The organism is Gymnodinialimonas ulvae (genome assembly GCF_037543845.1).
GTDB classification, from domain to species: domain Bacteria; phylum Pseudomonadota; class Alphaproteobacteria; order Rhodobacterales; family Rhodobacteraceae; genus Gymnodinialimonas; species Gymnodinialimonas ulvae.
The window spans coordinates 495,546-507,692 of sequence record NZ_JBBIFX010000002.1; the positions used below are offsets into that span (position 1 = coordinate 495,546).

Below are 12,147 nucleotides of genomic sequence, written 5' to 3' on the forward strand. Positions count from 1 at the left end.
GCCTGTTGCAAATGCGCATCACCGCTCCCATCTAGGATCGGAGGCCCTCAGTCCGCGCGTGCCGTTCAACGGGCGCAGGACGTTCCGGGTGCTTGGATAAAGGAGAGACGTGATGAACGTGGAAAAGTTCACGGATCGCGCGCGTGGGTTCATTCAGGCCGCGCAGACGATTGCACAGCGGGAAGATCACCAGAAACTGGTGCCCGAACATTTGCTCAAAGCCCTGCTTGATGATGAAGAGGGGCTCGCCTCCAACCTCATCGGCCGGGCCGGTGGCGCGCCCGAGCGGGTGCGCGAGGCGCTTGACAGCGCGATTGCCAAGTTGCCGAAAGTCACAGGCGACGGCGCGCAGGTCTATCTCGACAAACAATTCGCCAAGGTCCTCGACGAAGCCGAGAAGGTCGCCACCAAGGCAGGCGACAGTTTCGTGCCGGTCGAACGGATGCTGACCGCGCTGGCGATGGTGAAATCCGGCGCGAAGGATGCGCTGGATGCGGGCGCGGTGAACGCGCAGGCGCTCAATGCCGCGATCAACGATCTGCGCAAGGGCAAGACCGCCGACAGCGCAAGCGCCGAGGACAATTACGATGCGCTCAACAAATACGCCCGCGACCTGACGGCGGCGGCGCGGGAGGGCAAGATTGACCCGATCATAGGCCGTGACGAGGAAATCCGCCGTGCCATGCAGGTTCTGTCGCGGCGCACCAAGAACAACCCCGTGCTGATCGGCGAGCCGGGCGTCGGCAAGACCGCCATCGCCGAGGGTTTGGCCCTGCGCATCATCAACGGCGACGTGCCGGAATCGCTGGCCAACAAGACGCTGATGTCGCTTGATATGGGCGCGCTGATTGCGGGTGCGAAATATCGCGGCGAATTCGAGGAACGCCTGAAGGCTGTCCTTGGCGAGATCGCCAATGCGGCCGGCGATATCATCCTGTTCATCGACGAAATGCACGTGCTGGTTGGCGCGGGTAAGACGGATGGCGCGATGGATGCGGCCAACCTCATCAAGCCCGCACTGGCGCGCGGCGAGTTGCACTGCGTGGGCGCCACGACGCTCAACGAATATCGCAAATATGTCGAGAAGGACGCAGCCCTTGCCCGCCGGTTCCAACCGCTTGTGGTCGAAGAGCCCACCGTCGAAGACACGGTCAGCATCCTGCGCGGCATCAAGGAGAAGTATGAACTTCACCATGGTGTGCGCATTTCCGACAGCGCGCTGGTGTCTGCGGCAACGCTGAGCCACCGCTACATCACCGACCGGTTTTTGCCCGACAAGGCCATCGACCTGATGGACGAGGCCGCCAGCCGTCTGCGGATGGAAGTCGACAGCAAACCCGAAGAGCTTGACGCGCTCGACCGGCAGATCCTGCAAATGCAGATCGAGGCCGAGGCCCTGCGCCGTGAAGATGATGCGGCATCGAAGGACCGCTTGACCAAGCTGGAAAAAGAGCTTGGCGATTTGCAGGAGCAGAGCGCCGAGATGACCGCCAAGTGGCAGTCCGAGCGCGACAAGCTGGAAAGCGCGCGGGGCCTCAAGGAGCAGCTCGATCAAGCCCGCGCCGAGTTGGATCAGGCCAAGCGCAAGGGCGATCTGGGCCGCGCCGGTGAGCTGAGCTATGGCGTCATCCCGCAATTGGAGGCGCAACTGGCGCAGGCCGAAGAGCAGGACGAAGACGTCATGGTCGAAGAGGCCGTGCGCCCCGAGCAAATCGCCGAAGTCGTCGAGCGTTGGACGGGCGTGCCTGTCGCCAAGATGCTTGAAGGGGAACGCGAAAAGCTGCTGCGCATGGAAGACGAGCTTGGCAAACGCGTCATCGGTCAGCATCAGGCCGTGTCCGCCGTCAGCCGTGCGGTCCGCCGCGCGCGGGCCGGGTTGCAGGACGAGGGCCGCCCGCTGGGCAGTTTCCTGTTCCTCGGGCCGACCGGCGTGGGCAAGACCGAGCTGACCAAGGCGCTGGCCGAATACCTGTTCGATGACGATCAGGCGATGGTTCGCATCGACATGTCCGAGTTCATGGAAAAGCACGCGGTCGCCCGCCTGATTGGCGCGCCTCCGGGCTATGTCGGCTATGACGAAGGCGGGGTGTTGACCGAAGCCGTGCGCCGCCGCCCGTATCAGGTGATCCTGTTTGACGAGGTCGAAAAGGCCCATCCGGAGGTCTTCAACGTTCTGTTGCAGGTGCTCGACGATGGCATCCTGACCGATGGGCAGGGCCGCCAGGTCGATTTCAAGCAGACGTTGATCGTGCTGACCTCCAACCTCGGAAGCCAGGCGCTCAGCCACTTGCCCGAAGGCGCGGACGCCGCCGAGGCGCAGCGCGATGTGATGGACGCCGTGCGCGCGCATTTCCGACCGGAATTCCTGAACCGTCTGGACGATATGATCGTCTTCGACCGCCTCAGCCGGGCCGATATGGATGGCATCGTGACAATCCAGATGGGGCGTCTCGAACGTCGTCTGGCGGCACGTAACATCCACCTTGATCTGGACGACGGCGCCCGGACCTGGCTCGCCGATGAAGGCTACGATCCGGTCTTCGGCGCACGACCGCTCAAGCGCGTGATCCAGCGGGCGTTGCAGGACCAACTGGCCGAGATGATCCTGGCCGGGGATGTCATGGATGGGGCCGAAGTCTCCGTCACCGCCGGGGCCGATGGGCTGATCGTGGGCGACCGCGTGGCGCCCTCGAACCGGCCGAAACCGGACGATGCCGTGGTCCACTGACCCGACACCAGATCAAACGCCCCGCTGATCCGATCAGTGGGGCGTTTTTCTTACCTGCACCGATACATGCGGCTCAGCATTTCGCGCTCATCCTGCGCCCAATCACGGGCCGCATCCCCGGCGCGCATCGGCGCATCGCAAAACGCGACGATCCGCTCGACCCATCGCTCAAGCCAGCCCATCACACCTCCTCCACGAAGAACGACAGCTGCTCGATGAAGCCCCATTTGCGCATCATCGCATCGCCCTCCGGCGTGCGGGACGCGGCGCGCAGGCCGTCGAGGCCATGCACCTCGCCCACCACGGCGATCTGGTTCGGGTCGTTGGGGTCCGGCAACAGCTTGGGCAGGTCGGCGTATGTGCCGAAGACCCGCGCGTGATCTTCGCGGTATTCCTGCACTTTGCCGGGGTTGGGAACGTCGGCGGTGCGGGCGATTGAAACCATGAGAGCCATTGAATTCTTCCTTTCGGGCTGGGTCCGTTATCTGACCCCCGGACCATCGCTCAGTTGCGCTGTTCGCATAATCCGCCCAATGTCGGTTTCATTATCCCATGAGGTCGAACAATGATCGACAAGCTGCGCATGATGGCGATTTTCCAGGCGGTGGCCGAGGCCGGGTCATTCCGTGCGGCGGCCAAGCGCCTGAACCTGTCGCCGTCGGTGATCAGCCACCATATCTCGCAATTCGAAGCGCAGCTTGGCGTGCCGCTTCTCTATCGCTCCACCCGGCGCATGTCGCTTACCGATGCGGGCCGCGATCTGCTGGGCGCAAGCCAACGGATGTCCACCGCCGCCGTTGAAGGCCTCGCCGCACTGGAACGCCGCAAGCGCAACCCATCGGGCCGCCTGCGCCTGACCTCCAACACCGCAGCCGCCCACCATCCCTATTCCGAAATCTGGACCCGCTTCGCCCGTGCCTATCCCGACATCCAACTCGAAATGCACTTCTCCGATGCACGCGTCCCGTTGGAAGGCTCGGGGTTCGACGTGGCGATCCGAGGGACGTCATCGGGGCTGGACGACAGCAGCTATCACGCCCGCAAACTGGGGCAGCTGCGACTGTGCATGTTTTGCAGCCCCGATTATGCCCGGGCCCGCCCCGCGCCGCGCGATATCGACGATCTGGCCGATTGGGGGCGGATCGAATACCTGCCTGTCCCCTGGCAGGTCCTGGCGACCTCCGAAGCCGGAGACGTGCCCAAGACCACGCCGCGCGTGGTCCAGTCCTTCGACAATTTCACCATGGCGCGCGCCTTCGTGGAGGCTGGTCTGGGCTTCATGGTCGAAACCTTGCCGCTGGTGATGGAGGATCTCCGCACGGGCCGCCTGGTGCAGATCCTGCCCGAGCGCCCGCTGAAGCATATCGAGGCATTCGCCGTCTATCCCGCCAATGCGGGCCGCGACAGCCTTGCGCGCTTGCTGGTGGATTTCCTGCTCGATCAACGCTGGCTCTCTGATCACGGGTGGGAATCGCCCTAGGCCTTTTCGAGCGGCTGCGCCGTTAACCCCCGATACGACCGCACATCCCCCTCGAACGGCACATGCCGCCGCCGGAACGTCGTGCCCTCCATCACCTCGGGCGCGCTGATCCGGTCCATCCGAAAGTGCCGGAAATCCTCCCGCGCCGGATCCCACGCCACCAGATACCACAGCGGCGGCAGGATCAGCATCGCCTGAGGCTCCACCGCGCGCGCCGTCACCTGCCCCTTTGCATCGCGATAGCCAAAGCAGATCATCTGCCGCCCCAGAAACCCCGCCTCGACCGTCGGCAAAAGCGCGTCATCCATCGCGCCCATATCCGACAAATCCTGCAACGGCGACAATTGCCCGATATGCAGACACTCCAGAAACGCGCGCAGGTCCCGCACCTTGTCGCGGGGCAAGGCGCGCTCGATCTTGGCGAGCCCCGCATCTGCCAATCCGCCGAACGGCAAGCCGCCCGCCGCCCGCATCGCCGCCACGGAGATCAAAAGCGCGAAGACCTCCGGCACCGTAAGCCGCGCGTTGGTCTGCACCGAGGTCGGGTCAAGCTGCACCCCGCCCCCGCGCCCCACATCGGAATGGATCACGAACCCCGCGTCGCGGAGCGCCGAGATATCGCGCAGCACCGTGCGCCGGGATGCCCCCACCTCGTCGGCAAGCGCGTCAACCGTTGTGGTTCCGGTGCGGCGCAGGCTGCGCACGATGGCGTCATGGCGGGTCCGGACATTCATGTTTCACCCTTATCATGAATGGTGACAGATTTTGGCACTATTAGGGTTTAGACCGGTTTCAGCAACACGCAACATGAAGGAGTTGAGATTATGGAACGCAAATCCGTGAACCCATGGGATTGGTCGATCAAGCTGGGCTACAATCAGGCCGAGGTGATCGAAGGGGCCACGCGGCAGGTCATCTGCGCCGGGCAAACGGCGGTCGATGAAAACGGTGCGCCGCAACACGCGGGCGACATGCGCGGCCAGATCGCGCTGGCCCTGGACAATCTGGAGGCCGTCTTGGCAGGCGCCGGCATGACGCTGGCCAATGTCACCCGGCTGGGCGTTTATGCCACCGATGTGGACGCGGCCCTGAAGAACTTCGACCTGATGGGCCTGCGCTTCGGCCCGCACCAGGTGCGCCCCCCGATGACCCTGCTGGGCGTGCAACGGCTGGCCATTCCCGGGCTGATGTTCGAAATCGAGGCCACCGCGATGGCTTGAACTGTGGAAGATAAACGGCGCCACCGGGCTGGAAGTCCGGTGGCCAAATCAGCGAAAATCGTGGTTATCGAAACGTTAACGAAAAGGCGATATGCATTTCTATTCAGGGGTTTAACCCCTGGTTGCAACCTTGCAACCCACCTCTCTCAACCCCGCAAAGCCGGAAGCCCGATCCCCGTAGCCTCGAACCCGCCATCCACGGCCAGTGTCTGCCCGGTGATGTAGCTGGCCTTGGCCGAGCACAGGAACACGATCGCCCCCGCAAGCTCGGCCTCGGTCCCGTATCGATTGAGCGGCAGCGCATCGTGATAGACCGCGATGATATCGGGCGTATGCACCGCCATCGCCAGCTTGGTTTTCACCGGCCCCGGCGCCACGGCATTGCAGCGGATCCCATATTCGCCCAGTTCCACCGCCTGCTGCTGCGTCAGCGCGATCACGGCGGCTTTCGAGGTTCCGTAAGCCACCCGCAACGTCGAAGCCCGCAGCCCCGAGATCGACGCGATGTTGACGATTGCGCCCTGCGTTTCCTTGAGCGCAGGCGTCGCGGCCTGGCTCATCAGGAACGTGCCATCCAGATTGATCGACATCACCCGCCGCCAGCGTTCGAAATCGGTCTCTTCAATCGGTCCGAAATCCGCGATGCCCGCGTTGTTGACCAGCGCGTCGATGCGTCCGAACGCGGCCAGGGTCTCGCGGATCGTGGCGTTCACCTGCTGTGGGTTGGAGATGTCATGGGGCAGGGCCAGCACATTGGCGCGCGCCGCGGCGGCGGTCTCAAGCTCGGCCGCATCCCAATCCACCATTGCCACGCGCCATCCTTCAGACAGAAACGCGTCCGTTGTCGCCAACCCGATGCCGCGTGCCGCGCCGCTGACCACTGCTGTCTTCATTGGATGTTCCCTTTGTGCCGTGTGTTTCGGCGCAGTGAACGCCATGCGCGCGGGCCGGACAAGAAAAACCCCCGCGCCAGCGGACAGGCGCGGGGGTGCATCGGGACCCGAAGGGACGGAGGATCCCGATCGTCAGCGGATCAATGCGGCAGCAGGACCGCGTCGATGATGTGCACGACGCCGTTGGACGCGAATACATCAGCCGTGGTCACGCGCGTGTTGCCGTTCAGAACGACAGTCCCGCTGCGGCCATCGACGCGGATCGCCTGACCCTGCACGGTGCGGTGCACGGCTCCGCGCTGACCCACAAACTGGGAGGCCGGGTAGTAGTCGGGCGAGACGTGATACGTCAGCACATTGGTCAGCGCCGGAATGTCCGCCAGCAGGCTGTCGAGCACGCCGTGGGGCAAGTGGGCGAAGGCGCGGTTGGTCGGCGCGAAGACAGTGAAATTGCCGCGCGAGGACAATGTGTCGACAAGGCCCGCCGCTTGAACCGCGGTCACAAGCGTCGAGAGATCGGGCGTTGCGGCTGCAAGCTCGACAATGTTCGAAGAGCCGGTCACGGCGCGCGCGGGCAGAGTGGTGGCGAGGCCGGCAAGCGGTGCTGCGGCAACGAGGCCTGCGGTTTTGGTGATGAATTGACGACGGTCCATATTGGTCCCCTTCTTCCCGTATGAGTGGTGTTAGAAATCGTGGAAGCGGGGCGAAGTGGCCGCCCCGCTTTCTGGTCGGAGCCGCGCCTTATTGCGGCGGCAAGATCACGCTGTCGATCACGTGGATGACACCATTGGTGGCTTCGATGTCCGGGGTGACGACGGTCGCATCGTTGACCATGACGCTGTCGCCGATGGTAATGGTGATGTCGGCGCCGTTCACGGTGGTGGCGGTCATGCCGTCGCTCAGGTCACCTGACATCACAGCGCCGGGTACAACGTGATACGTCAGGATCGCGGTCAGGGCTTCGGTGTCTTCCAGCAGGCCTTCGACGGTGCCTTCGGGAAGCGCGGCGAAAGCTTCGTCGGTGGGGGCGAACACGGTCAGCGGACCTTCGCCCGACAGCGTTTCCACCAGGCCAGCGGCCTCGGCTGCGGCCAGAAGCGTGGTGAACGAACCCGCTTCGGATGCGACATCGACGATGGTGTTGGAGTGGCCGTCCGCGAAAGCGGGGGCCGCGAGGGCGGTGGAGGCCGCGAGGGCAAGAAGTGCGTTACGCATGGTCTCTCTCTTTTCTTAGGTTAACTGACGATTGCCCATGGAACGGATCACAGCCCATGGGGACGCCGAGGTCTGCCCGGCGTCAGACGGCGAAGTGGGTCAGCCCGAAACCGTTTCAACTGAAGCGAATTTCCGCCCATGCGGTTGACCGTGAAGGGCGCGCGCCTAAGCGACGGAGCAATTCGCGTTCCAATCACGTTGCCGTGAGATCACGTGATCATTTGTTAACGATTATTTCGAAAGGTAGATCGCCCGTTGCCGTTTCGCCTGCGATGGCCATGATGTCGCCAGCACTTTGAGGAGGCGCATTGAGGATGGATTTCATGGGCATGGAGCAGGTCAGCGTCTTTCTGGAGGCGATGGCTTTTGCGTTTTGGTTCGTGATTGGCATCATCGTCTTGATCGCATTGGTGCTGTTCGTGATCGACCGCACACAGAAGGCTGACGCGATCCGACGCAATTACCCGGTGCTTGGGCGGTTCCGGGGGTTGTTCAACACGCTGGGGGAGTTCTTCCGGCAGTATTTTTTTGCCATGGACCGCGAAGAATTGCCGTTCAACCGGGCGCAGCGTGAATATGTGAGGCATGCGGCGGAAGGCAAATCCTCGACCCTTCCGTTCGGCTCGACACGCAACATCACGGTGGTCGGCACGCCGCTGTTCGTGCCGGCGGCGTTTCCACCGCTCGACGATCAATTCTCAAGCTCCGAACCGCTTCTGATCGGGCCGCATGCGGCGACTCCTTATAATGCCCCCTCTTTCTTCAACCTGTCCGGCATGAGCTACGGTGCGATTTCAAAACCTGCGGTTCGGGCGCTGTCGCGCGGCTGTCGGATGGCGGGGTCGTGGATGAATACCGGTGAAGGCGGGCTGAGCCCCTATCACCTGGAGGGCGGCTGCGATGTGATCTTTCAGATCGGCACGGCCAAATACGGTGTGCGCGATGCGGAGGGCAACCTGAGCGATGATAAGCTGCGCGAGATGGCGGCGCTTGACGTGGTGCGGATGTTCGAGCTGAAGCTGGCGCAGGGCGCGAAGCCGGGGAAGGGGGGTATCCTGCCCGCAGCAAAGATCACCGATGAGATTGCAGCGATCCGCGGCTTGCCAAAAGGCAGCGATGGGATCAGTCCTAACCGCCACCGCGAGGCGGGAAACGCGAATGAATTGCTCGACCTGATCAGCCACATCCGCGAAGTCACGGGTAAACCCGTTGGTATCAAGACCGTGATGGGCGACCCGGAGGTATTCACCGAGCTGTTCACGGCGGTAAACGCGCGCGGCGAGCAAAGCGCGCCGGACTTCATCACACTTGACGGGGGCGAAGGCGGCACCGGGGCGGCGCCGATGCCGTTGATGGATCTTGTGGGCATGTCGATCCGAGAGGCGTTGCCGATCCTGACCGACTTGCGCAACCGAGCGGGCCTGAAGGATCGGATCCGGATCGTGGCGAGCGGCAAGTTGGTGAACCCCGGCGATGTGGCCTGGGCCCTGGCGGCGGGTGCGGATTTTGTCGTGTCGGCGCGCGGCTTCATGTTTGCGCTTGGCTGTATTCAGGCGCTGAAGTGTCACAAGAACACCTGTCCGACGGGGATCACCACCCATGATCGGAGGTTTCAGGAAGGTCTCGTGGTGGAAGACAAGGACAAGCGCGTGGCGAATTACGTCCGCAACCTGGTGAAAGAAGTCGAAGTGATCGCGCATTCGGTGGGCGTGAGCGAGCCGAGGTTGATGCGGCGCAGACATGTGCGCCTGGTGCAGCCCGATGGCAGCAGCTTGCCAATGGACCGGTTGTTTCCAGTGGCGGCAGAGTAGCGCAGCGGCTTCACGCGCCCCTAACCGTTTCGTGATATATGATGTCAGAGCTTGGGAAATCCGGGTCGGATAACGCATATACGCACTAAGCAATCGTCTAGGAGACAGCCATATGGCCCGCCGCTACCAATCCAAGCTGACGTGGAACGACGTCACGCCGGAACATCTTTTCCTGAACCGTCGTCAGATCATGGCGGGTACGGGTGCGCTTCTGGGGGCGGGGCTGATCGGGGGGCAGGGCCATGCACAGGCCGAAGATCTTGAACCCAACACGTGGGAAGAGATCACGACCTACAACAACTATTATGAATTCGGCACCGGCAAGGACGACCCGGCGCGCAATGCCCATACGCTGACGACATCGCCGTGGTCGATCGAAGTGGACGGGATGGTCGATAATCCCGGCACCTATTCGTTCGACGACATCATGGCCGGCATGACGGTGGAGGAACGTATCTATCGTTTCCGCTGTGTCGAGGCGTGGTCGATGGTGATCCCGTGGAACGGGTTCGAACTGGCCGACCTGCTGGACCGGATCGGTGTGCAGGACGGCGCGCGTTATGTCGCCTTCGAGACGGCGAACCGCCCCGATGAGATGCCGGGCGTGCGTGTGCCCGTGCTTGACTGGCCGTACCGCGAGGGCCTGCGCCTTGATGAGGCGCGCCACCCGCTGACGTTGATGGCGACCGGCATCTACGGCCGCGATATCCCGAACCAGAACGGCGCGCCAATCCGGCTGGTCGTGCCGTGGAAGTATGGGTTCAAGTCGATCAAATCGATTGTGCGCATCACGCTGACCGATGAGGAGCCGGTCGCCAGCTGGAACCAGGCGAACGCGCGTGAATATGGATTCTATTCCAACGTGAACCCGAACGTGGATCATCCGCGCTGGTCGCAGGCCACGGAACGGGCCATCGGTGGGGGATTGTTTTCACAACGGATCCCGACGTTGATGTTCAACGGATACGAAGAAGAAGTGGCCAGCCTTTATGAAGGCATGGACCTGTCGGTAGATTTCTGATGCGCGGTCTGGCGGGTCTATTTCTGTGCTTCGGGCTTCTGCCCGGAGGGGTTATGGCGCAAAGCGCATGGCCCGCCGAAGATGTTGTTGCGGACACTTATGTACGGACCTTTCCCGACACCGGTGCCCGGATCGCGGTGTTCGAGGCCGGCCGGGGCTTTCGGGAAGAGCTTTTGGCCCGTGATACCGCGGGCGTGTTCGACACGCTGATGCCCGGGCAGCCGCCCCTAACCCAAGCCGACATTATCATTGCGCGCGTGGACGATTGGCCCGAGGCGGCGGAGGTTTATCAAGATACCCCGCTGCATCCCTTGTCGGTCATCGCCCATGATATGGTCGCGGATCAATCGGTGCTGATCGAGCAATCCCAAATCTTCGGCAGTATAGATGTTGTGACCTTCACGGTTCTCAATGAAGCGGATGGAGAGGTCGTGCACGCGCGCTGCATGGCGCGGCTTGTCATCGACACGCTCTATGCAGGCAACCCAACCGACTTCGATCTGGCCGTATGTTCGCGGGAGCTGCGTTAGGATGCTCGCCACGATCAACGGCGCTCTTCGGAAGCTTCCTGGCTGGACGCTCTATTTGGCAGGGGCGGCCTATGGCGGCTGGCTCTTCTATTTGGGCGCCACCGGCGGGCTCGGTGTGGAGCCGATCGAAGTCCTTGAGCATCGCTACGGCAAGTTTGCGTTTCAGCTGATCCTGCTCGGGCTGGCGGTGACGCCGCTCAAGAAACATGTCGGGTTGAACCTCACGTGCCTGAGACGGGCGATCGGCGTGCTCGCCTTCTTTTTCGTGCTGGCGCACTTCCTTGTCTGGGCCGTGCTCGACGTGCAGTCCGTGACCCGCATATGGGCGGACATCGTGGAGCGGCCCTACGTGACCATCGGCATGGCCGGATTTCTACTCCTGCTGCCACTGGGGCTGACGTCGAACAATTTCAGTGTCCGCAAGATGGGGGCCGCTGCGTGGCGCAAGTTGCATAAGCTCGTGTATCCGGCGGCCGTTCTGGCGGCAGTGCACTGGATCTGGCTGGCCAAGGGCTTCCAGATCGAGCCCTTGGTGTATCTGGCCATCACTTTGGCGCTTTTGGCGACTCGATTGCGCCCGACTCGGCCGCGAGTCGCCTGAATCGGGGGTGAGTCCCGGCGTTCAGACCCCCGAATAGGCTATATCTGGGGATAGGTTGGTGGATAACTACAAGACACCGCTCACAGACCCGTTATCAGGCCACGTTGAGTCGCGCGCTCAGTTCCTCAGAACCATGATTTCTGACCTTCTGGACAAGTTTTTTCATCTAAATTCGCCTGTAAAATAAGGGGCATCCGGCCCAGAGCACAAAAAATGGCATCTTTATGAAAAAAACCACTTGCGGGTCCCAGCACCAAACCGTAGATACCCCCCTCACCGGCGGCGCAGAGATGCTCCAACGGGACGCCAAACGGGCCAGACGCCAACAGGTAGACGGTGCGGGAGGCAAAAAACATTGAGGTAGATTGAAGCGGGCCGCGCTAGAAAGTTACAGCGCAGTCGGTGGATTTTTGTCTCTCGCTCTTTGACATTGATAGATTTCGAAGAGATATGTGGGCGGTTTGGTTCATTCGATGGATCAACCTCTTCATATCGACTTCCTAGGCTTTCGGGCCGATTATGGAAGGTCAGCTTCACTGTTTGGACGGCTTTCGGTTTCTGATGAAACCCGAAGCACAACAAACAGAAAGACTGTTTCGTTTGGGTTCAGTAAGCCCAGATGAAACGATGTGCAGAGGTTCGAACGTC

General features: G+C 62.2%; 13 protein-coding genes. 7 read left to right on the plus strand and 6 right to left on the minus strand.

Annotated features, from left to right (window positions below; translation table 11 throughout):
* Positions 1-112: 112 nt before the first annotated feature.
* A complete protein-coding gene (gene clpB, locus V8J83_RS12320) occupies positions 113-2,728 on the plus strand; it encodes an ATP-dependent chaperone ClpB (RefSeq protein WP_339986686.1) in 2,616 nt (871 codons plus the stop codon).
* Positions 2,729-2,778: 50 nt separating this feature from the next.
* On the opposite strand, the gene V8J83_RS12325 is transcribed toward clpB, so the two are convergent.
* Complete coding sequence (locus V8J83_RS12325; protein ID WP_339986687.1) at positions 2,779-2,910, minus strand: hypothetical protein; 132 nt, start codon at positions 2,908-2,910, stop codon at positions 2,779-2,781.
* Entirely contained in the window at positions 2,910-3,182 is a 273-nt protein-coding gene (locus V8J83_RS12330) for a hypothetical protein (protein ID WP_339986688.1), read from the minus strand. The genes V8J83_RS12325 and V8J83_RS12330 overlap by 1 nt, the downstream gene beginning before the upstream one ends.
* Positions 3,183-3,293: 111 nt before the next feature.
* Between V8J83_RS12330 and V8J83_RS12335 the strand changes: the two genes are divergently transcribed.
* On the plus strand, positions 3,294-4,208 hold the full coding sequence (locus tag V8J83_RS12335) for a LysR family transcriptional regulator (RefSeq protein ID WP_339986689.1): 915 nt from the start codon (positions 3,294-3,296) through the stop codon (positions 4,206-4,208).
* Here the strand turns inward: V8J83_RS12335 and V8J83_RS12340 are convergent.
* The gene (locus V8J83_RS12340) at positions 4,205-4,942 is read right to left on the minus strand and encodes a helix-turn-helix transcriptional regulator (protein ID WP_339986691.1); all 738 of its coding nucleotides are present in this window, start codon (positions 4,940-4,942) and stop codon (positions 4,205-4,207) included. The two genes, V8J83_RS12335 and V8J83_RS12340, sit on opposite strands and share 4 nt — an antisense overlap.
* A 90-nt stretch (positions 4,943-5,032) precedes the next feature.
* On the opposite strand from V8J83_RS12340, the gene V8J83_RS12345 reads away from it, so the two are divergent.
* Positions 5,033-5,428, plus strand: a complete 396-nt coding sequence (locus tag V8J83_RS12345; protein WP_339986692.1) for a RidA family protein — start codon at positions 5,033-5,035, stop codon at positions 5,426-5,428.
* Between the two features lie 146 nt (positions 5,429-5,574).
* On the opposite strand, the gene V8J83_RS12350 is transcribed toward V8J83_RS12345, so the two are convergent.
* The 3 genes from V8J83_RS12350 to V8J83_RS12360 form a co-directional block, all read right to left on the minus strand.
* Entirely contained in the window at positions 5,575-6,321 is a 747-nt protein-coding gene (locus V8J83_RS12350; protein ID WP_339986693.1) for an SDR family NAD(P)-dependent oxidoreductase, read from the minus strand.
* A gap of 140 nt (positions 6,322-6,461) precedes the next feature.
* The gene (locus V8J83_RS12355; RefSeq protein WP_339986695.1) at positions 6,462-6,974 is read right to left on the minus strand and encodes a fasciclin domain-containing protein; all 513 of its coding nucleotides are present in this window, start codon (positions 6,972-6,974) and stop codon (positions 6,462-6,464) included.
* An 88-nt stretch (positions 6,975-7,062) separates the two neighbouring features.
* Entirely contained in the window at positions 7,063-7,536 is a 474-nt protein-coding gene (locus tag V8J83_RS12360; protein ID WP_339986696.1) for a fasciclin domain-containing protein, read from the minus strand.
* Positions 7,537-7,859: 323 nt separating this feature from the next.
* Between V8J83_RS12360 and V8J83_RS12365 the strand changes: the two genes are divergently transcribed.
* The 4 genes from V8J83_RS12365 to msrQ all read left to right on the plus strand — a co-directional run bounded on the left by V8J83_RS12365 (position 7,860) and on the right by msrQ (position 11,499).
* Positions 7,860-9,347 (plus strand): FMN-binding glutamate synthase family protein, encoded by a 1,488-nt coding sequence (locus tag V8J83_RS12365; RefSeq protein WP_339987008.1) that lies wholly within the window; start codon positions 7,860-7,862, stop codon positions 9,345-9,347.
* A gap of 112 nt (positions 9,348-9,459) precedes the next feature.
* Positions 9,460-10,368 carry a protein-methionine-sulfoxide reductase catalytic subunit MsrP gene (msrP, locus tag V8J83_RS12370; protein ID WP_339986697.1) on the plus strand — a complete coding sequence of 303 codons (909 nt, stop codon included), beginning with the start codon at positions 9,460-9,462 and terminating at the stop codon, positions 10,366-10,368.
* Positions 10,369-10,421: 53 nt separating this feature from the next.
* Complete coding sequence (locus V8J83_RS12375; RefSeq protein ID WP_339986698.1) at positions 10,422-10,898, plus strand: hypothetical protein; 477 nt, start codon at positions 10,422-10,424, stop codon at positions 10,896-10,898.
* Between the two features lies 1 nt (position 10,899).
* Positions 10,900-11,499, plus strand: coding sequence for a protein-methionine-sulfoxide reductase heme-binding subunit MsrQ (gene msrQ / locus V8J83_RS12380; RefSeq protein WP_339986700.1), 600 nt, complete (start codon positions 10,900-10,902; stop codon positions 11,497-11,499).
* Positions 11,500-12,147: the final 648 nt, after the last annotated feature.

What these genes read in the sequence shown, in the direction of transcription:
- clpB (WP_339986686.1), top strand. Translation starts at nt 113, where the DNA reads ATGAACGTGGAAAAGTTCACGGATCGCGCGCGTGGGTTCATTCAGGCC.
- V8J83_RS12325 (WP_339986687.1), bottom strand. Translation starts at nt 2,910, where the DNA reads ATGGGCTGGCTTGAGCGATGGGTCGAGCGGATCGTCGCGTTTTGCGAT.
- V8J83_RS12330 (WP_339986688.1), bottom strand. Translation starts at nt 3,182, where the DNA reads ATGGCTCTCATGGTTTCAATCGCCCGCACCGCCGACGTTCCCAACCCC.
- V8J83_RS12335 (WP_339986689.1), top strand. Translation starts at nt 3,294, where the DNA reads ATGATCGACAAGCTGCGCATGATGGCGATTTTCCAGGCGGTGGCCGAG.
- V8J83_RS12340 (WP_339986691.1), bottom strand. Translation starts at nt 4,942, where the DNA reads ATGAATGTCCGGACCCGCCATGACGCCATCGTGCGCAGCCTGCGCCGC.
- V8J83_RS12345 (WP_339986692.1), top strand. Translation starts at nt 5,033, where the DNA reads ATGGAACGCAAATCCGTGAACCCATGGGATTGGTCGATCAAGCTGGGC.
- V8J83_RS12350 (WP_339986693.1), bottom strand. Translation starts at nt 6,321, where the DNA reads ATGAAGACAGCAGTGGTCAGCGGCGCGGCACGCGGCATCGGGTTGGCG.
- V8J83_RS12355 (WP_339986695.1), bottom strand. Translation starts at nt 6,974, where the DNA reads ATGGACCGTCGTCAATTCATCACCAAAACCGCAGGCCTCGTTGCCGCA.
- V8J83_RS12360 (WP_339986696.1), bottom strand. Translation starts at nt 7,536, where the DNA reads ATGCGTAACGCACTTCTTGCCCTCGCGGCCTCCACCGCCCTCGCGGCC.
- V8J83_RS12365 (WP_339987008.1), top strand. Translation starts at nt 7,860, where the DNA reads ATGGGCATGGAGCAGGTCAGCGTCTTTCTGGAGGCGATGGCTTTTGCG.
- msrP (WP_339986697.1), top strand. Translation starts at nt 9,460, where the DNA reads ATGGCCCGCCGCTACCAATCCAAGCTGACGTGGAACGACGTCACGCCG.
- V8J83_RS12375 (WP_339986698.1), top strand. Translation starts at nt 10,422, where the DNA reads ATGGCGCAAAGCGCATGGCCCGCCGAAGATGTTGTTGCGGACACTTAT.
- msrQ (WP_339986700.1), top strand. Translation starts at nt 10,900, where the DNA reads ATGCTCGCCACGATCAACGGCGCTCTTCGGAAGCTTCCTGGCTGGACG.